Below are 20779 nucleotides of genomic sequence, written 5' to 3' on the forward strand. Positions count from 1 at the left end.
AAATGGCCCTTTATGACACAATAACCTCTGCATACAAATCAAAATCGGCTGCTTCTGTAATTGTCACAGTTGCAAACTCACCTGTTTTTAAGTATGTTTTTGAAGCGTTGATTAAAACTTCGTTATCCACGTCTGGCGAATCATACTCTGTTCGACCTACAAAATATTCACCTTCTTTTCTATCAATAACAACCTTAAAGGTTTCACCAATTTTAGACTGATTTAATTCCCAAGAAATTTGCGATTGAATTTCCATAATCTCATTGGCACGCTCTTGTTTTACATCTTCCGGCACATCATCCACTAAATTAAAAGCATGTGTGTTTTCCTCATGACTATAGGTAAAACAACCTAAACGCTCAAAACGCATGGCTTTAACCCACTCTTTTAATTCTTGAAAATGCGCTTCTGTTTCACCAGGGTAACCAACAATTAAAGTTGTTCTAATGGTCATTTCTGGAACGGCTTTTCTAAATTCATTTAGTAATTTAGTCGTTTTTTCATTGGTTGTACCACGACGCATACTTTTTAAAATTTCATCTGAAATATGTTGAAGTGGTATATCTAAATAATTACATACTTTAGGTTCCCGCTTCATTACATCTAACACATCCATTGGGAAACCCGTTGGGAAAGCATAATGCAGACGAATCCATTCAATACCATCTACCTTCACTAAAGCTTCTAATAATTCAGCTAAATTTCGTTTTTTATATAAATCAAGCCCGTAATAGGTTAAATCCTGTGCAATAAGTATTAATTCTTTAACGCCATTAGCTGCTAATTTTTCAGCTTCGGTCACTAAATCTTCAATAGGCGTACTTTTATGTTTTCCACGCATAAGCGGAATAGCACAAAAACTACATGGACGATCACAGCCTTCAGCAATTTTTAAATAGGCGTAGTTTTTTGGTGTAGTTGTTAAACGTTCACCAATTAATTCATGTTTATAATCAGCACCCAGTGCTTTTAGCAAACCTGGTAATTCTGTTGTTCCAAAATATTGATCAACATTAGGAATTTCCTTCATTAAGTCTGGCTTGTAGCGTTCACTTAAACAACCGGTAACAAAAACTTTATCCACTTCACCTGCTTCTTTTTTCTGCATGAATTCTAAAATAGTATTCACACTTTCTTCTTTGGCATTATTAATAAAACCGCAAGTATTAATTACAACGACATTTCCCTCCTCTTCATGAACCACGTCTTTTCCACTAGCTTTAAGCTGGCCCATTAAAACTTCACTGTCGTAAACATTTTTACTACAGCCAAGTGTTACTACGTTGATTTTATTCTTTTTAAGTGTCTTTGTTCTCATAACCCTTTTCCGCTAAAACGGAAATACCTTTAATTAATACCTATTTTTTACAGGCTGCAAAGATACAACATGTTTATAAACAAAAAGACCTCAATTAAATTGAAGTCTTTATTACTTTAGTTATAATCCATTTATTTAAAAAACGAATCTACAAACTCATATTTATTAAATACTTGCAAATCTTCAATGCCTTCACCCACACCAATATACTTAACGGGAATTTTAAATTGATCGGAGATACCAATAACCACACCACCTTTGGCGGTTCCATCTAGTTTGGTAACGGCTAATGATGTGACTTCGGTAGCGGCTGTAAATTGTTTGGCTTGCTCAAACGCATTTTGACCCGTTGAGCCATCTAAAACCAACAACACATCATGCGGTGCATCGCCAACAACCTTTTGCATGACGCGTTTAACTTTGGTCAACTCGTTCATTAAATTGACCTTATTATGTAAACGACCGGCTGTATCAATTATAATGACATCAGCATTTTGTTTTACACCAGATTCTAATGCATCAAAGGCCACAGAAGCGGGATCCGAACCCATGTCTTGCCTTACCATTGGCACATCTACACGATCTGCCCAAACCTGCAGTTGCTCTATGGCAGCAGCTCTAAACGTATCTGCAGCACCTAAAACAACATTATGACCTTGCTTTTTAAATTGATAAGCTAGTTTTCCAATAGTCGTTGTTTTTCCAACACCATTTACACCAACAACCATTAAAACATACGGTTTTTTGTTTGCTGGAATGGTAAATTCAATATCATCACCTGAATTCGTTTCACTTAAAAGTCCAGCAATTTCTTCGCGAAGAATGGTATTTAATTCCGCGGTTCCTAAATATTTATCTTTAGCAACACGCGCTTCAATACGCTCTATAACTTTCAAAGTCGTATTAACACCAACATCACTACTAACGAGGATTTCTTCTAGATTATCGAGAACTTCATCGTCCACTTTCGATTTTCCAGCTACGGCTTTACTCAACTTTCCTAAAAACGAGGATTTAGATTTTTCTAAACCTTTGTCTAGGGTTTCTTTTTTTTCTGAAGAAAATATTTTTTTAAAAAAACTCATGGTTGTAAATTTCTATATAAATTGATTACCAAAAGTCTTGCCCAAAATTAATAGACTGCACTTTTGTCATTCGCATATAAAGATAAAACAAAAAGCTGCTTTCGATATACGAAAGCAGCTTGAATATTTTAAAGCGTTAGTAAACTTATTGTTTCCCTAACCAATCATTTACAAATTCTGGAGCCATAACAGATTCTACAAACATGTAAGATCCCGTTTTAGGAGATTTTACCATTTTGATAGCTTTTGTTAATCTTTTAGATCCTGTTTGTAATGATGCTACTGATTTCTTTGCCATGTTTAAATGCTTTTAAAACATTTTTTACTTCCGTGAAAAATGCATAATTTGTATTACTTGAAATATTACTTCCGTAAAATTTCTAATTTGAATTATTTGAAATTTTGTTTAAAAAATTTCTAATTACTTAATTTCTTTATGAACTGTCATACGCTTAAGAATTGGATTAAATTTCTTAATCTCCATTCTGTCTGGTGTATTCTTTTTGTTCTTCGTTGTAATATACCTAGAAGTTCCTGCTTGTCCAGACTCCTTGTGCTCTGTGCACTCTAATATTACCTGTATTCTGTTACCTTTTTTTGCCATTGTACTCTTTTTTTATAATAAGCCTATTACTTAATAAATCCTTTTGCCTTTGCTTCTTTTAAAGCAGCAGTAATTCCGATTTTGTTAATAGTCTTTAATGTTGATGTAGCAACTTTTAAGGTTACCCACTTATCTTCTTCTGGAAGGTAAAAACGTTTTTTAATTAGATTTGCATCAAATCTACGCTTTGTTTTGTTCATTGCGTGAGACACGTTGTTTCCAACCATCGCCTTCTTTCCTGTAAGTTCACAAACTCTTGACATTGTTCTATCTTTAAAAGTGTTATTTCGACTATTTCAAAACAGACGTTTCAAAACAGGCTGCAAATTTAGTAAATCTTTATATTATCAACAAACTAAAATCGTTACTTTTTTAAAATTTCTTTCTGTAACATTTCAAATGCCTTATTTACAGCTTTCATGATGACTTTAGTTCGGTGGTTTCCTAACTCAAATTTTTCTGAATACACCTCGTCCTTTGTCGCAATAGCTATAAAAACTGTTCCTACTTCGGCATCTGAATCTCCCTTGTCCGGTCCTGCATTTCCGGTTGTAGCAATAGCATAATCGGTTTTAAATAATTCCCGAGCGTGTTTTGCCATGGCTTCAACAACTGGAGCACTCACCACAGAATACGCATTAATTAAGGCTTCTGGCACTTGCAATACATCCTTTTTAGCTTCGGTAGCATAACTCACTACGCTGCCTTTAAAATACCTGGAAGCACCTGCGTTTTTGGTGAACAGCTGTGCTATTTTACCACCTGTACAACTTTCGGCTGTACTAACGGTTTTATTTAATGCGGTTAATTGCTTCCCAATGATGGCTTCAATAGAATCATCGGTTTCAAAACCTACAAAAATATCGTCTATCTGTGGAAGCAACGCTTTTATTTGAGCTTCCATTTCGGTTTCTACCAAATGCTTATCGAATGCCTTTGCTGACAAACGTAAACGAACACGACCTAATCCTGGTAAATAGGCCAATTTTATAAAACTAGGTAGATTATCTTCCCAAGCTTCAATGCGTTCGGCCAAATTACTTTCACCTAAACCATAGGTTAGCAAGGTAACATGCTTGATATAAGGAAATTTATAAGTTTTTCGCAGCTTTGGAATAACTTCATCTTCCATGAGTGCTTTCATTTCATAAGGCACACCTGGAAGCGAAATAAACACTTTGCCGTTACGTTCCATCCACATACCTGGAGCACTACCATACTTGTTCATCAACACTTTGGCTTTGGATGGCACTAAAGCTTGATCTATATTAACTTGAGCTAAAGGCTTTTTAATATAGGTTTTCCAAATGTGTTTAATATTATCTAAAACGGCTTCGCTTGGAACCAACGTATCTTGAAAATATTCACAAATAGTACGCTTGGTAATATCATCTTTTGTTGGCCCTAATCCGCCAGTAATAATAATGATATCGGCATTTTCTTCTGCTTCTTTTAAAGATTTGGTAATATGCGCTAAATCGTCTTGAACAGATGTGATTTGATATACAGAAACACCTATTTTATTGAGTGCCTTACTAATAAAGGCAGAATTCGTATCAACAATTTGGCCAATGAGAATCTCATCACCAATGGTAATTATTTCTGCTTGCATTATAGATTAAAATCTGCTTTCATTTCGGCAACCGTATTTTCTACAGCTCCAACTACAATAGCCAATTTAACCGAAACATCTGTATCTGCTTTTTCAAATTTACCCCAATCCTGAACCTCAATTAGGTCTTCTAAAATACCTAATTCAAATAAATCTACTGTAGGTTTCATTTTGTGGGCTGCTTGATATGCCGAATAGAAATCGTTATTGGCAACAGCTGCTTTTAGGTTCTCTAAATCTTCTGGCACCTCTTCTAAAAATGCAGCAGCTAGCGTTGCTACAAAGTCCTCATCCCCATCAGCTAATTCGCGCACTCGAAATAATTTATAATGTTGTTCCATTTATTTTACTGTTATTGAAAACATCCGTTGATTTTCTATGTATCCTTGTAATTGATCATTGGGCTCTACCCTTCCAACGCCCGCTGGCGTTCCTGTAAATATAATATCTCCAATCTTTAAAGTGAAATATTTTGAGACATATTCTATTAACGCATCAATTTTCCAGAGCATGTGACTAGTATTTCCGTTTTGAACCAATTGGTCATTCTTTTTTAAACTGAAGTTTAAGTTATTAATATCGTTAAACTCTGTTTTTGGCAACCAATTTCCAATTACTGCTGCACCATCAAAAGCTTTGGCTTTTTCCCAAGGCAAGCCTTTTTCTTTAAGTTGGGCTTGCAAATCGCGTGCTGTAAAATCGATTCCTAAACCTATTTCGTTGTAATATTTATGGGCAAATTTTTCACTTATATGCTTTCCTACTTTATTAATTTTCACCAAAATTTCCACCTCATGATGCACATCATTAGCGAAATCAGGAATAAAAAAAGGCTGTTTTTTTAATAAAATAGCGGTATCGGGTTTTAAAAACACCACAGGGTCTGTGGGTCTTTCGTTTTCCAATTCTTTAATATGCTCGGTGTAATTCCGACCAATACAAATGAGTTTCATTGATGTTGTATGTTGTTAAGCTTTAAATCGTTTAAGCTAAATGACTAATCCAATTTATTATTAAAGGCTCTTAATTTAATAGCTGTCAATACTTTTTTAGTATATAATGGAAAATCAGCATTTAGCAACCAACCGAAATAGCCTGGTTCCTTTTCTAAAATTTCAGTTACTAATTTGCCTTTATGTTTTCCAAAAGAAAAACACTCTTCACCTTGCTTATTATATGCAATAAAACCAGCAAAATCTGCAAACTTTTTGCGCGAGCTAAATTCTGCTAAAAACTGTGTATCGTTTTCTAGCGTGTCATACTTTGCTATTTGCGCTTTAAGAACTTCGTATGTGGCATTGGTATCTGCTTCAGCACTATGCGCTCCTTCTAAAGTTTCATTACAGTAGAATTTGTAAGCCGCACTTAATGTACGTTGCTCCATTTTATGAAATATGGTTTGCACATCCACAGATACGCGATTTTTCATGTCAAAATCCACATCAGCGCGTAACATTTCTTCGGCTAAAAGTGGAATATCAAATCGGTTAGAATTAAAACCACCTAAATCTGAATCTTTAATCATCTGATTCACCTCCTTGGCCAATTCTTTGAAGGTTGGGGCATTGGCAACATCAGCATCTGAAATACCGTGAATAGCAGTAACTTCTGCCGGAATAGGCATTTCCGGATTTACCAACCAACGTGTAGATTCTTCTTTTCCATTTGGGTGAACTTTTAAGATGGCTATTTCTACAATCCTATCAGAAGTGATACTGATTCCGGTTGTTTCTAAATCGAAAAAACAAATGGGTTTGGTAAGATTAAGTTTCATATTATAAATTTTGCACAAAGGTAAATAGAATAAATAAAAAAGCCCTTTTGGAATTGATAAACCTTAGTTAAACATTTTAGTAATTTTAAAAAAGGCTAACATAACCATTTATTACAACTCGTCCATAAAAAGAAACAGTTGAGATCCTTAAAATTCGAGAACCATTTTATTTAGATGATTTTTGACTTGCAAATCAACAAACCAACCACATGGAAGATATCATTAAAATAGCCATTTATATTCATGCCTTTTTTGGAGGCGTGGGACTTATAACGGGAATGGGTAGTATTATAGTTAAAAAAGGAAGTCCACATCACAAACAAATGGGGAAATTGTTTTCCATTGGCATGCTAGCAAGTTCGCTAATTTCTATTCCCATTTCATGGATGCCAAATCATGAAAACGTATTTCTATTTGTAATAAGTGTCTTTACCATTTATTTAGTATTAGCTGGGAACAGCGCACTAAAATTCAAAAACAATACACAAGCCAATTGGTTTGACATAATCATTTCGGGCACCATGTTCCTATTCTCTGTATTCATGATTGCTTTTGGAATCTATTTAAGCACTAATAGTAATGCTATGAGTATTTTATTTTTGTTTTTTGGTGGATTTGGCATGCTACTAACTATCAAAGATTTTCTCTTTTATAACAATAAAAGCAAACCCAAAAATGCTTGGCTTATTGCACATCTTGGCAAAATGAACGGCGCTTTAATAACATCTATAACCGCATTTTTTATTGCTGGAATTGGTGTAAATAATCTCATTGGATGGTTATCACCTACAGTAATAGGCACTATTTATATTATTTATTGGAAACGAAAAATGACTATTAAAATAAAAGAAAAAAGGACTGTGAGTTAAAAGAAATCGTGTTTCGTAATACAGCACATATATTTTTTATTATGATTAGTTTACCAATAAGGAAACCTGTAAATTTTGGTTCTAATAGAAAAAACATATTATGGACTGGATTTACAAAATAAACGACCCTATTTTAATCACCTTTTTAGCAAGTGTTTTAGTGTTTATAGTTGTTATATTGCTTACGCGACTTATTGGTTTACGATCTTTTGCTAAATTCACCGCTTACGACTTTGCCTTTACCATTGCCATTGGTAGTATTATATCGGCAACGTTGACATCCAGCACAACAGTTGCTCATGGCTCCACGGCTATTGCTAGTTTATTGGTGCTGACTTTTATATTTTCATTCTTACAACGGCGTTTTCCTGCTCTAAACTCCTTAATCTCCAACAAGCCATTATTATTAATGAAAGGAAACAGCATTTTGGAATCCAACTTAAAACATGCGCGAATTCATAAATCGCAGCTCATAGCTAAATTGCGTGAAGCAAATGTGACAAATTTCGACCAAGTTCTCGCGGTCGTATTAGAATCTACAGGTGATATTTCTGTTTTACATAAAGCATCAAGTTCTGATTCTGTTGAATTGCAATCCGATATTTTAAAAGATGTAAGAGAAACCCCATAATTTCCATCTGAATTAGATAAAATATTTATCTTTAAAATTCTAATTCAAATAAAATTGAAAAATGACTAAATTATTTTCGGCAATTAGTTTACTTTTTTTCTGCGTGAGTTGCAATAACAGTCCGCAACCTAATGACCCGATTCCTACGCATGATAATTTTACTTTAGAATCCACTGCCGTTAATGAAACACGCGTAATTAATGTTTGGACACCGTCAACTTACGAAACTTCAGAACAATCATTTCCGGTACTTTATATGCCTGATGGCGGTATAAAAGAAGATTTCCCGCACATGGCAAATACCCTCGCCAAACTTATTGCCGAAAAGCAGATTCCACCTTTTATTGTGGTTGGGATTGAAAACACGGAAAGAGCTCGCGATTTAACAGGTTTTTCTGAAGTAGAAGCCGATGCCGAATATTGCCCTTTAACAGATGGCGCCAAAAATTTTCGCGCGTTTAAAACCGAAGAATTAGTTCCAGATATTAATACTAAATATAGAACAACCAATAAAAAAGGAATTATTGGCGAATCGTTAGCAGGACTTTTTGTTATGGAAACGTTTATGTTACAACCACAAGCTTTTGATATTTTCATTGCGATGGATCCATCACTTTGGTGGAACGATTTCAATTTAGTCAAAGAAACCAAAAATCATTTAAGTCAGTTTCCTAAGGAAAATAAAAAACTATGGTTTGCCGGTTCTGGAGCAGAAGATATTTCCAAACACACTAGAAGTCTTGAAACGATTTTTAAAGAAGCTGCACCTGAAAATTTAACGTGGACCTATTCTGATGAACCGAATGAAAAACACAACACTATTTTTAGAGCAACGAAGAAGAAGGCTTTGGTTTGGAGTTTTAATTAAAATAATGTAGAATTAACTAATCAAAAAAAAGCACAATCCTCCGATTGTGCTTTTTGCTCATTATATTTTAAGATCCCTTTTTTCAAAGGGATTTAATTATATCTCGCGATTAGAATCCCAAGCCTCTAAATAATCTTTAACGGCTTTTACAAACTGACCTCCTAACGCACCATTTACAACACGATGATCATAAGAATGCGATAAGAACATTTTGTAACGGATACCAATAAAATCGCCTTCAGGTGTTTCCACAACTGCTGGTACTTTTCTGATAGCGCCTAATGCTAAAATTCCTACTTGTGGCTGATTGATAATTGGTGTTCCCATAATACTACCAAAGGTTCCAACATTCGTAACGGTGTAAGTTCCACCTTGGATATCGTCTGGTTTCAGTTGGTTTAATCTAGCTCTGTTGGCTAAATCATTTACCTTTTTGGTCATTCCAACTAAATTCAACTGGTCTGCATCTTTAATTACGGGAACTATTAAGTTACCATCGCCCAAAGCCGCTGCCATACCTAAATTAATATGTTTCTTTTTAATAATGGTGTCTCCTTGAAGGGAAATATTCATCATTGGGAAATCACGTAACGCTTTTGCAATGGCTTCCATGAAAATTGGTGTAAAGGTTAAGTTTTCACCTTCACGCTTCATGAAACCATCTTTTACTTTTTTACGCCAATTCCATATTTTGGTAACATCAGCTTCAATAAAACTCTGAACATGAGCAGATGTTTGCACCGATTCTACCATGTGATGTGCAATCAATTTGCCCATTCGGGACATCTCAATTATTTCATCATCACCTGAAGCAATTACTGGGGTTGCTTTTGGTTTTTCTGCTTGTTTTGGAGCTGCTTGTTGCGCTGGCTGAGCTTTTGGAGCTGCCGAACGGTTTTCTAAATACCCAAGCATATCGTTTTTTGTAACACGACCATCTTTACCTGTACCAGAAATAGCGTCTAATTCCGATTGTGAAACGCCTTCTTCTTTCGCCATGTTTTTCACCAATGGTGAGTAAAAACGATCATCTGACGATGCAACAGGAGCGGCAGTTTCTTGAGCTGCTGTTACTGTTTTAGAAACTTCTGCTACTGGAGCTGATTCTTTAACAGATTCTGATTTTGGAGACGATTCAACTTCGTCAGAACCACCTTCTGTTTCTATGATAGCAATGGTTTGACCAACTTGAACCACATCGTCCACGTTAAACAAGACCTCAACTAAAACACCATCAACCTCACTAGGAACTTCACTATCCACTTTATCCGTTGCAATTTCAAGAACTGCTTCGTCTGCTTCAATAGCATCACCTACTTCTTTTAACCAAGATGTAATGGTTGCTTCTGCTACACTCTCTCCCATTTTCGGGAGTTTTAATTCAAATTTTGCCATATCTGTAACTAAACCGTATGTTTTTTAATTTCGACTGCAAAATTAATGAAAAATCATCAAATTCATTGCCGTTTTATTATTTAATTCTTTTTTAATAGTTGAATTTCTCCGCGATTTTTAGAACTATTACTACCAATTATAAAATCGGAATTGTTTGGTAGAATTTTAAATGAAATACCTTCATATGCCTTTAAATCGGTAATATGCTGAAAAATTGATTTGTATGTGAAGGTATTGGCGTCAAAAATAACCTCCGTAAATGGATCTACATAAGTTACTTCTTGGACTAAAGCCACGGGTTTTTCTAAAGTCGTTTCTAGAAGATGTGTCGCTTCTTTTGTTAAAAAAACATAAGATTGGCGCTTACTTTTAACCACTTCCGGCTCTGAACGCATGAAATATGCGGCGCGAATACCAAACCAAACCATGCTATCAAATAACACATTGTTCTTAAAGTGTTTCTTATAGAAAATCTGCATAGCGCCATAAAAACGTTTGGCGTAATTGGCATCTTTCAACGTACTTTCACCTTTATAATGAATAATCGTTGTGCTACCATTGTAAAAATTGTTATATCCTGCTTTTAAAACTTTGTAAGACAAATCAATATCTTCACCATACATAAAATAGTCTTCATCAAAACCTCCAACTTTTAAATACACGTTTTTTTTAAGCAACATAAAGGCACCAACAAAAATAGGAACTTCACCAGTTCCATACTCATCCAATTGGTTGGCATAATATGAATTTGGATTGCCTAATAATTTTTTAAGAGCTACAGCTGGTTTTGGAACATTACGCTTGCTTTCTGGCAGAAAACTTCCCGTGCCATCCATAAGTCGGCAGCCAACAATTCCTAAATTAGTTTGTTTATCGGCAAATTCTAACAGTATTTTAAAAGTATCCTCGGCAACAATGGTATCCGGATTTAGAATACACAAATATTCTCCTTTGGCTTGTTTTACGCCTAAATTATTGCCTTTTGAAAAACCATCATTCGACGGGTTTTCAATTAATGTTACATTTGGAAACAGGGCTTTTACCATCTCGCAACTGGTGTCTGGCGATTGATTATCCACAACAATAATTTCGGCATCAAGTCCTTCAATGGCTTTTTCAACACTTTTTAAACAAAGCTCCAAAAAATAGCGAACGTTATAATTTAATATAATTATGGATAGTTTCAAATACTTACGATTTTAGGGATGCTTCAAAAGGAATGCGGTTTACAATACTTCGTCCAAGGGTGATTTCATCAGTATATTCCAATTCGTTTCCTACTGAAATACCTCTAGCAATGGTGGATGTTACCACATTATAATCTTGAATTTGTCGGTAAATATAAAAGTTGGTCGTATCGCCTTCCATGGTGGAACCCAATGCGAAAATTAACTCTTTTACATCACCTAATTTTACTTTTTCTACTAAAGTTTGAATATTTAAATCCTGCGGACCAATACCATCCATAGGCGAAATTTTACCACCCAAAACGTGATACAACCCTTTAAAAGAACTGGTGTTTTCAATAGCCATAACGTCGCGAATATCTTCCACTACGCAAATTACATCACTAATCCGGTTGGGGTTTGCGCAAATTTCACATAATTCTACATCACTAATGTTATAACAACTTTTACAAAACTTAATATCCGAACGCATGGTTTTTAAAGCACCTGCTAACTGAACCGTTTGATTTTCAGGCTGATTTAACAAATGCAAAACCAAACGCAATGCCGTACGTTTACCAATTCCTGGTAATTGGGACATTTCGTTAACCGCTTTCTCTAAAAGTTTCGATGAAAATTCCATAGCCGCGAATTTACGATTTTCCATTTAAGAATTGCATATACAATGGTAATTTGTATTTTGGCGCTACATTTTATAGCTATATGAGCCCAACGCAAATTATTTTTCTAATTGCCGCATATTTTATTGTTTTGATTCTGATCTCCTATTTTACGGGGCAGGAAGATTCCAACGATGCCTTTTTTAAAGCGAATAAATCGGCGCCTTGGTATTTAGTAGCTTTTGGAATGATTGGTGCATCCTTGTCTGGTGTCACTTTTATTTCGGTTCCAGGTGCGGTGGAAACCAAACAGTTTGGGTATTTGCAAGTGGTATTTGGTTACTTTTTTGGCTACCTCGTAATTGCTTATGTGCTTTTACCTTTGTATTACCGGATGAATCTAACCTCCATTTACACCTATTTACGAGATCGGTTTGGAAACACGAGTTATAAAACAGGTTCGGTAGCTTTTTTAATTTCCCGTACGGTTGGCGCGGCCTTCAGGCTTTTTTTAGTTGCCAAAGTATTACAGCTTTTGGTGTTTGATAATTTAGGTATGCCTTTTCCTGTAACCGTAATTATTACTATTGCGCTTATTTGGTTATACACCTTTAAAGGTGGAATTAAAACCATTATTTTTACCGATACCTTGCAGACACTGTTTATGTTAATTTCGGTAGTCGTTACCATTTCATTTTTAGCCACGGCTTTAGATTTAAATGGTATGTCTGAAATCTATACGAATGTGAAAGATAGTGCCATGAGTAAAGTTTTCTTTTTAGACGATTCTAACGACGCACAATTCTTCATAAAAAGCTTTTTAGCTGGTATGTTCATAACGATTACCATGACAGGATTGGATCAGGATATGATGCAGAAAAACTTAACCTGTCGAAATTTAAAAGATGCCCAGAAAAACATGGTTGTTTTCAGTATTGTACTCATTTTCGTGAATATATTATTTTTAGCTTTAGGGTTAATGCTAACCCAATATGCGCAACAAAATGGGATTACGGCAACCAAGGATGATTTATTTCCAACTATTGCCATGATGCCTGAAATAGGCGTGCTCACATCGGCATTTTTTATTCTTGGATTAATTGCAGCAGCCTATTCTAGTGCAGATTCGGCATTAACCTCTTTAACCACCTCATTTTGTATTGACATTATTGAACTCGATAAAAAACCTGAAGATCAACAAAAAGGCATAAGAAAACGCGTTCATATTATGGTGAGCATTGTTTTAGTGGCTGTCATTATTCTTTTTGACTCGCTTTTTAAAGATGTATCCGTCATTTGGGAATTGTTTAAAGCAGCGGGTTATACCTATGGTCCATTATTAGGGTTATTTGCATTTGGAATTTTAACCAAAGCCGAATTAAAAGACAAGTACGTGTGGATTATTGCTGTAATAGCACCAATCCTATCTTATTTTATAAATATGTATTCAGCGGAATTGTTTAACGGTTATAAAATTGGTTTTGAAATTTTAATTGTAAACGGACTCCTCACCTACTTGGGTTTAATATTGATTCGTAGAAAGTAAAACGAGTGTGCACGCTACTTCACTTTCAATATTTGCCGTGTCTAAACGTTTATAAAATTCCGGGTTTTCAGTTCCAGGATTGAAAATAACACGCTTCGGATTTAAGGAAATAATATAATCGTAGTATTCCACTTGACGTTGCGGATTTAAATAAAGGGTAACGGTATCAATGTCTGAATACGACTTTAATTCGGTATCTATTTCAACACCCGCAACCGTGCCTCCACGTAATCCGAAAGCCACCACCTCATGCTGATTGTTTACTAAACGATTAATGGCAATATTGGAATACCGATTTGGTTTTAAGGATGCACCTACTACTAATGTTTTTTTACTCATAGCTGTTAATTTAGCGTTAAACTCAAAAATAAGCGTAACGTTTTTCAAATGTACTCGTCTATATTGATATATACCAATTTAGGTATTTAAAATAAATATTTAATAGTCTACTTAATAGTTGATGGTTAGTGTTAGTGTTTGACTATTAAATACAGAAAACCCAAGGTGTAAAAGCCTTGGGTTTTTGCTTTTTGTGTTAAATGAACGTTAAAAGTAAAAAGCTATGAAATAAAAACAAACTTTTTACGTCTATATAGGTAAGTGATAAGTTTTAAGTAATCATTCAAACTATTTAATTTATAGTTTAGTGTTAGTTAAATTGGTTAATAGGAGAAAACCCGAAGCAGTAATGTTTCGGGTTTTTTTATGCGTTAATAGTTCAATTGTTTTCGAGAATAGCTACGCAGAACCCCTTGTCTATTTAGAGGTTCCTGAGCTCGCAGGAATTTACCATTTGATAATGACACTTCCCCAAGTAAAACCGCTACCAAAAGCGGCTAAAACAACGGTATCGCCTTCTTTAATCTTACCTTCTTCCCATGCTTCTGTTAATGCAATTGGAATAGAAGCCGCTGTGGTATTTCCGTACTTCTGGATATTATTAAAGACTTGATCGTCATTTAATTTAAACTTCTTTTGAATGAATTGAGAGATTCGTAAATTCGCCTGATGTGGAATTAACATATCTATGGCATCTACAGGAAGCTTATTTTTTTCTAAACCTTCCATAATCACTTCGCTAAAACGCACAACGGCATTTTTGAAAACAAATTGACCATTCATGTGTGGATAATAACTTTCATCATTAGGATCGTTATCCTCTAAAATATCATTCACCCAACGTTTCCCCATCCCGGGTGCCACTAGTACTAATTCTTCAGCATGTTCACCTTCTGAATGTAAATGGGTGGATAAAATTCCTTTATTTGGATCCTCTTCACGGGTTAAAATAGCAGCACCTGCTCCATCACCAAAAATAACGGAAACACCACGACCACGCGTTGTTAAATCTAATCCATGTGAATGCAACTCACTACCAATAACAAGAATGTTTTTATACATGCCCGTTTTAATAAAATTATCTGCTACAGAAATCGCATAAACAAAACCTGAACATTGGTTCCTTATATCTAAAGCACCAACAGTTTTAATACCCAAAGCATGCTGTACTTGCACACCAGGTCCTGGAAAATACATATCTGGACTTAAAGTAGCAAATACAATAAAATCAATATCATCTTTATCAATTCCCGCACGTTCAATAGCTACTTTTGCGGCTTTTACACCCATGGTGGCTGTAGTATCATCAGATCCTTTTACAGCCCAACGACGTTCTTTAATACCGGTTCGTTCTTGAATCCAAGCATCATTAGTATCCATCAATTTAGACAAATCGTCATTTGTAACCACATTATCAGGCACATAATGACCTAAACCGATTATTTTAGAATTATACATTGAAAGTTGTTTGTTATTCATTTCCGGATTCACTAAAACCTGTCGGAAATTGCATGATTAATCTGTGCGCAATTTAACTATTTACTTTGTAAGAGTTTTCAAAAGCGAATCGTATTCGTTATGCACGCATAATAAATAGGCGTTCCTATGCCAAGTCACCTTGGTTTCAAAAATGTTTTTGATATCTTTAGGCTTCATTAAAACACCCTCTAAATATGAAATCATTGCTGACATGCTGCCTGTTTTTATTTGTAATTTCAGGTTATGCACAAGAAAATCTCACCTATCAAAAACCCCATCAAAACATTTTAGAATTAGCGGAAGCGCCACTTGCGCCAAGTGTTCGCATGGATAGTAAAGGCGAAAATATTGTATTCCTATACCGAAGTGCTTATAAAACGATTGAGGAACTCTCGGAAACCGAAATGCGTTTGGGTGGTTTACGGATTAATCCAGTCACCAATATTGGAAGTCGAACACGTTATTACACCAATATAGAAGTTCGAAATAATCAAAAAGGAAATCCGAAAACGGTTGCAGGATTACCTGAAAATGGTAGATATGCTAACTTCTCCTGGTCGCCAAATCAAAAATACATGACCTTTACTAATACCGTAACATCTGGTGCTGAACTTTGGGTTTTAGATATTTTAAAGGCTTCCGCTAAAAAACTAACAGACGCTAAATTAAACGCCAATATGGGCAATCCAGCCGTTTGGTTGAAAAACAGCGAAGCCCTTTTAGTTAAAATGCTTCCCGAAAATAGAAAAGCGTTAATTAACACCAAAGAAGCGGTTCCAACAGGTCCAACAATTTCTGTTAGTGAAGCTGGTGTAAAAGCCCAAAATAGAACCTATCAGGATTTACTTAAAAACCCTAATGACGAGCATAATTTTGAACAATTAGCACAATCAGAGTTGTACAAAGTGACATTGGATGGCAACACAAGCCTTTGGAAATCGACTGCCATGTATCGTGGGTTATCGTTTTCACCAGATGGAAATTATGTGATGATTACCACTATTGACAAACCATTTTCTTACTTGGTACCTTATTATAGATTTCCGTCCGAAACGAGCGTTTACAAAGCTAATGGCGATTTAGTAAAATCCATGCTCCAAGTGCCATTAATTGAAGATTTACCACAAGGTTTTATGGCGGAACGCACAGGAATGCGCGACCTTAACTGGCGAAATGACAAACCGGCAACCCTGTATTGGGCTGAAGTTTTAGATGGAGGTGATCCGGAAAACAAGGTGCCTTTCCGAGATGAAGTGTTTCAACAAGATGCACCATTTACGGGGAAAGTCTCTTCACTTTTAAAAACGAAAGATCGTTTTAGTGGTATTACTTGGGGAACCGATAACGTTGCCATTGCAAACGATTATTGGTGGAACACCCGAAATACCAGAACCTACCTGTTTAATCCATCTAACGCCAAGCAAGAGCCAACGGTTTTATTCGACAGAAATTACCAAGATGTGTATAGCAATCCAGGAAGTTTTGTGTACACTAAAAACGATTTTAATGAATATGTTTTAGATGTAGATTCTAACAAAGCCTATTTAATTGGTGATGGGTATAGCGATGCTGGAAAATTCCCATTTATAGACGAAATGAATTTGGAAACCCAAAAAACCACACGTTTATACCAATCCACCTTAACCGACAAAGTAGAAAGTATTAGTTCGGCAATTAGCGCAAAAGACGGTACATTTTTAGTGCGAATAGAATCGAAAAATGAATTTCCAAATTACTACATCCGACATATTAAAAAACGGAAGAGCCTAACCCCATTAACTACATTTGAAAACCCATTTAAAAGCATACAAAATGTTAAAAAAGAAGTTATTAATTACAAACGTGATGATGGGTTAGATTTATCGGGCACCTTATACTTACCTACCGATTACGAAAAAGGCAAAAAATACCCAATGATTTTATGGGCCTATCCACGTGAGTTTAAAGATAAAAGTAGCGCAAGTCAAAATACATCCAGTTCTAATGAATTTACCTATCCATATTACGGCTCCCCTATTTATTGGGTAACCAGAGGTTATGTGGTTTTAGATGATGCCGCTTTCCCAATTATTGGTGAAGGTGATGAACAACCAAACGATACCTTTATCAAGCAATTAGTTGGAAACGGAAAAGCAGCCATTGATGCGGTTGACGCTTTGGGTTATATTGATAGAGATCGCGTTGCTGTTGGTGGTCACAGTTATGGCGCCTTTATGACGGCGAATTTATTAGCACATTCCAATTTATTTGCAGCCGGAATTGCTAGAAGTGGCGCCTATAATAGAACGTTAACACCTTTTGGTTTTCAAAGTGAAGAACGCAATTATTGGGAGGCGCCAGAAATATATTATAACATGTCGCCTTTTATGCATGCAGATACCATGAAAACGCCTTTATTATTAATTCATGGTGAAGCCGATAATAATTCAGGAACCTATCCGCTACAAAGTGAGCGCTATTTTAATGCGTTAAAAGGATTAGGCGCACCCGTTCGTTTGGTTATGTTGCCGAGAGAAAGTCATGGTTATGCAGCAAAAGAATCTATTTTACACATGCTTTGGGAACAGGATGAATGGCTAGAGAGGTATGTGAAAAATAAGGCTGTTGTGACGACATCAGAAGATACGATGAAAGAGTAAATAGAAATAAAAGATGAGATCGTCCCGATTTTTATCGGGACTTTTAGAGGTTAGATTATAGAGGAAATTCATCATTATTTATGACTGTTCTGTTTATGTCTCACTTCTGGTACTTTTTATCTTTTTATGAATTTATTCTATTAATTTTACACACCTTTGGTGATACAAAATCCTGGAGGGATAACCCATTACTAGATATATAGTTTATTATAAAAACAAGCCACAGCCTAGCGACATATTAGAATTAAATAAAAAAAATGACATGTTAAAAACAGTATTCCCAACAATCCTGCTAATCGTTTGTTCGCTTTCTTATGGTCAAAACAATCTTGAAAACACAGATTTAAAATACGATTTCGCCGGAAAATTAAGTACCGATGAACTTAAATTTACGAAACTACAATTTGATTGGGATTCAGAGGACATATTAATTGTTAATTATACACAACTAAGAACGGATTGTCATTTTGATAATCACACCCATAAAATAAACAGCGGAAAATGGTGGAGAAAATTTTATTCAGAAACAGATATAAGCAATTCTTTGGTTGTTTTTTTATGTTCCGAAAAGCACGAAGGGATTAAAGGCTTATATGTTGACAGAACAAACTTTTTTTTTTGAAACATTTCTTCAGTCGAAAAAAAAGCTGTTTTGCTGTTTTAATTATAAATAAAAATGGTGATTACTTACAGTTTAATGGTCATTATAGCGAGGAGCAAGTTTCTAATTATACTCAATATTTGAAATCCCTTTTATAAAACATCTTCAAATGCCATTCCTTTAAGAATGGCATTTTTTTATCCTGCAAATGTCAGTTTGTCACGTTTTAACACTTGGTACTTTTTTTGACTCTAACAAAACCGAAGAATGACGTTTAACAGTTTTCCACATTTGTGGAAATAATTTAATAAATTAAATTTATGGCAAAAGGAAACATTAATGTATCGGTAGAAAATATCTTCCCACTCATTAAAAAGTTTTTATACAGTGATCACGAAATCTTTTTACGTGAGCTAATTAGTAATGCAACCGATGCAACATTAAAATTAAAGCATTTAACAAGTATTGGCGAAGCTTCTGTTGAATACGGAAATCCACAAATTGAAGTTAAAATTGATAAAGATGGCAAGAAATTGCACATTATAGATCAAGGTTTAGGGATGACTGCGGATGAAGTTGAAAAGTATATTAACCAAGTGGCATTTTCAGGTGCAGAAGAGTTTTTAGATAAGTATAAAGACTCGGCTAAAGACTCTGGAATTATCGGTCATTTTGGTTTAGGTTTCTATTCGGCATTTATGGTTGCTGAAAAAGTAGAAATCATTACCAAATCTTACAAAGATGAACCAGCAGCACATTGGACTTGCGATGGCAGTCCAGAATTCACATTAGAAACAGCGGACAAAACAGCACGTGGAACCGAAATTATTTTGCATATCGCAGACGATTCTACCGAGTTTTTAGAAGAAGCACGTATTCGTGAATTATTATTAAAGTATAACAAGTTTATGCCTATTCCAATTAAATTTGGAACCAAGGAAGTAAACGATCCAGATTTTACACCAAAAACTACAACCGATAAGGATGGTAAGGAAACTACCGAGCCACATAAACAAATTACGGTTGATAATATTATAAACAACCCAAATCCAGCATGGACTAAATTGCCAACAGATTTGGAAGCGACGGATTATAATAACTTTTATCGCGAGTTATATCCAATGCAGTTTGAGGAGCCGTTATTTCACATTCATTTAAATGTGGATTACCCATTTAACTTAACGGGAATTTTGTATTTCCCAAAAATGACCAACGACCTCAACATTCAAAAAGATAAGATTCAATTGTACCAAAATCAGGTATATGTTACCGATAATGTGGAAGGCATTGTTCCCGAATTTTTAACCATGTTACGTGGTGTCATTGATTCGCCAGACATTCCATTAAACGTATCGCGTAGTTATTTGCAAGCGGATGGTGCTGTTAAGAAAATATCATCTTACATCACGCGTAAAGTCGCTGATAAATTGAAATCTCTTTTCAATAATAATCGTGAAGATTTTGAAAAGAAATGGGACGATATTAAGATTGTGATTGAATACGGAATGCTTTCAGAAGATAAATTTTTTGATAAAGCTGATGCGTTTGCATTGTACCCAACCGTAGACGGTAAATATTTTACATATGACGAATTATTCAACGCTATAAAAGCCAAGCAAACCGATAAAGATGGTAAGTTGGTTATTTTGTACGCATCCAATCAAGATGCACAACACAGTTATATTGAAGCGGCTAAAGCTAAAGGTTATGAGGTGTTGTTATTAGATTCGCCAATTGTATCGCATTTAATGCAGAAGCTAGAATCTAGCAAGGAGAATATAACCTTTGCTCGTGTGGATGCCGATCACGTGGATAATTTAATTAAAACCGATGATGCCAAGATTTCTAAATTATCAGACGACCAAAAAGGCGCGCTTGAGGATTTACTGAAAGAAGTAATTCCACAGGAGAAATTCTCGGTACAGTTAGAAGCCATGGATAGTGATGCGTCACCATTTATGATTACGCAACCCGAGTTTATGCGCCGTATGAAAGAAATGCAGCAGACAGGTGGCGGCGGTATGAACATGTTTGGTAATATGCCAGAAATGTACAATTTGGTAGTGAATACAAATTCCGCTTTAGTTGGCGAAATTTTAGAAACCAAAACCAAGAAAAAGCAAGAACGTTTAATTACACAGAGTTTGGATTTAGCGCGACTTTCACAAGGTTTACTGAAAGGTGAAGAGTTAACCAACTTTATTAAACGTAGCTACGAGATGATTAAATAAGA

General features: G+C 35.3%; 21 protein-coding genes. 7 read left to right on the forward strand and 14 right to left on the reverse strand.

The window, feature by feature from the left end:
- Positions 1-10 precede the first annotated feature (10 nt).
- From rimO to GMA17_RS08465, 9 genes are all read right to left on the reverse strand, one after another.
- Positions 11-1318 carry a 30S ribosomal protein S12 methylthiotransferase RimO gene (rimO, locus tag GMA17_RS08425; RefSeq protein ID WP_248395166.1) on the reverse strand — a complete coding sequence of 436 codons (1308 nt, stop codon included), beginning with the start codon at positions 1316-1318 and terminating at the stop codon, positions 11-13.
- A 131-nt stretch (positions 1319-1449) separates the two neighbouring features.
- The gene (gene ftsY / locus GMA17_RS08430; protein WP_248395167.1) at positions 1450-2403 is read right to left on the reverse strand and encodes a signal recognition particle-docking protein FtsY; all 954 of its coding nucleotides are present in this window, start codon (positions 2401-2403) and stop codon (positions 1450-1452) included.
- A 145-nt stretch (positions 2404-2548) separates the two neighbouring features.
- A complete protein-coding gene (locus GMA17_RS08435) occupies positions 2549-2701 on the reverse strand; it encodes a DUF4295 domain-containing protein (protein ID WP_248395168.1) in 153 nt (50 codons plus the stop codon).
- Positions 2702-2824: 123 nt separating this feature from the next.
- Positions 2825-3007: a 50S ribosomal protein L33 gene (rpmG, locus tag GMA17_RS08440; RefSeq protein ID WP_129016606.1), complete on the reverse strand. Its 183-nt coding sequence runs from the start codon at positions 3005-3007 to the stop codon at positions 2825-2827.
- A gap of 26 nt (positions 3008-3033) precedes the next feature.
- Entirely contained in the window at positions 3034-3270 is a 237-nt protein-coding gene (gene rpmB / locus GMA17_RS08445; protein WP_066250092.1) for a 50S ribosomal protein L28, read from the reverse strand.
- Positions 3271-3371: 101 nt separating this feature from the next.
- Positions 3372-4619 carry a competence/damage-inducible protein A gene (locus GMA17_RS08450; protein ID WP_248395169.1) on the reverse strand — a complete coding sequence of 416 codons (1248 nt, stop codon included), beginning with the start codon at positions 4617-4619 and terminating at the stop codon, positions 3372-3374.
- Complete coding sequence (locus GMA17_RS08455; protein ID WP_248395170.1) at positions 4619-4960, reverse strand: Hpt domain-containing protein; 342 nt, start codon at positions 4958-4960, stop codon at positions 4619-4621. Before GMA17_RS08455 ends, GMA17_RS08450 begins: the two co-directional genes overlap by 1 nt.
- On the reverse strand, positions 4961-5572 hold the full coding sequence (locus GMA17_RS08460; RefSeq protein WP_248395171.1) for a fumarylacetoacetate hydrolase family protein: 612 nt from the start codon (positions 5570-5572) through the stop codon (positions 4961-4963).
- A 44-nt stretch (positions 5573-5616) separates the two neighbouring features.
- A complete protein-coding gene (locus tag GMA17_RS08465; protein ID WP_248395172.1) occupies positions 5617-6393 on the reverse strand; it encodes a 3'-5' exonuclease in 777 nt (258 codons plus the stop codon).
- Between the two features lie 209 nt (positions 6394-6602).
- Here GMA17_RS08465 and GMA17_RS08470 point away from each other — a divergent pair, with 209 nt between their 5' ends.
- From GMA17_RS08470 to GMA17_RS08480, 3 genes are all read left to right on the forward strand, one after another.
- A complete protein-coding gene (locus GMA17_RS08470) occupies positions 6603-7262 on the forward strand; it encodes a hypothetical protein (protein ID WP_248395173.1) in 660 nt (219 codons plus the stop codon).
- A 100-nt stretch (positions 7263-7362) separates the two neighbouring features.
- Positions 7363-7893 (forward strand): DUF421 domain-containing protein, encoded by a 531-nt coding sequence (locus tag GMA17_RS08475; RefSeq protein WP_248395174.1) that lies wholly within the window; start codon positions 7363-7365, stop codon positions 7891-7893.
- 61 nt (positions 7894-7954) lie between these two features.
- Positions 7955-8761, forward strand: coding sequence for an alpha/beta hydrolase (locus GMA17_RS08480; protein WP_248395175.1), 807 nt, complete (start codon positions 7955-7957; stop codon positions 8759-8761).
- A 96-nt stretch (positions 8762-8857) separates the two neighbouring features.
- Here GMA17_RS08480 and GMA17_RS08485 read toward each other — a convergent pair whose 3' ends face one another.
- From GMA17_RS08485 to recR, 3 genes are all read right to left on the reverse strand, one after another.
- On the reverse strand, positions 8858-10156 hold the full coding sequence (locus GMA17_RS08485) for a dihydrolipoamide acetyltransferase family protein (RefSeq protein ID WP_248395176.1): 1299 nt from the start codon (positions 10154-10156) through the stop codon (positions 8858-8860).
- Between the two features lie 80 nt (positions 10157-10236).
- On the reverse strand, positions 10237-11343 hold the full coding sequence (locus GMA17_RS08490) for a glycosyltransferase family 2 protein (RefSeq protein WP_248395177.1): 1107 nt from the start codon (positions 11341-11343) through the stop codon (positions 10237-10239).
- 4 nt (positions 11344-11347) lie between these two features.
- The gene (recR, locus tag GMA17_RS08495; protein ID WP_248395178.1) at positions 11348-11965 is read right to left on the reverse strand and encodes a recombination mediator RecR; all 618 of its coding nucleotides are present in this window, start codon (positions 11963-11965) and stop codon (positions 11348-11350) included.
- 80 nt (positions 11966-12045) lie between these two features.
- Between recR and GMA17_RS08500 the strand changes: the two genes are divergently transcribed.
- Positions 12046-13488, forward strand: a complete 1443-nt coding sequence (locus GMA17_RS08500) for a sodium:solute symporter (protein WP_248395179.1) — start codon at positions 12046-12048, stop codon at positions 13486-13488.
- Here GMA17_RS08500 and GMA17_RS08505 read toward each other — a convergent pair.
- Positions 13465-13827 (reverse strand): CoA-binding protein, encoded by a 363-nt coding sequence (locus tag GMA17_RS08505; protein ID WP_248395180.1) that lies wholly within the window; start codon positions 13825-13827, stop codon positions 13465-13467. The two genes, GMA17_RS08500 and GMA17_RS08505, sit on opposite strands and share 24 nt — an antisense overlap.
- Positions 13828-14274: 447 nt before the next feature.
- On the reverse strand, positions 14275-15285 hold the full coding sequence (locus GMA17_RS08510) for a 3-oxoacyl-ACP synthase III family protein (RefSeq protein ID WP_248395181.1): 1011 nt from the start codon (positions 15283-15285) through the stop codon (positions 14275-14277).
- Between the two features lie 215 nt (positions 15286-15500).
- Here GMA17_RS08510 and GMA17_RS08515 point away from each other — a divergent pair, with 215 nt between their 5' ends.
- From GMA17_RS08515 to htpG, 3 genes are all read left to right on the forward strand, one after another.
- A complete protein-coding gene (locus GMA17_RS08515; RefSeq protein ID WP_248395182.1) occupies positions 15501-17945 on the forward strand; it encodes a S9 family peptidase in 2445 nt (814 codons plus the stop codon).
- Positions 17946-18207: 262 nt separating this feature from the next.
- Entirely contained in the window at positions 18208-18567 is a 360-nt protein-coding gene (locus GMA17_RS08520; protein WP_248395183.1) for a hypothetical protein, read from the forward strand.
- 299 nt (positions 18568-18866) lie between these two features.
- Entirely contained in the window at positions 18867-20777 is a 1911-nt protein-coding gene (gene htpG / locus GMA17_RS08525) for a molecular chaperone HtpG (protein WP_248395184.1), read from the forward strand.
- Positions 20778-20779: the final 2 nt, after the last annotated feature.

The organism is Bizionia sp. M204, assembly GCF_023205095.1.
In the GTDB taxonomy this organism is placed as follows: Bacteria; Bacteroidota; Bacteroidia; order Flavobacteriales; family Flavobacteriaceae; genus Algorimicrobium; species Algorimicrobium hallyeonense.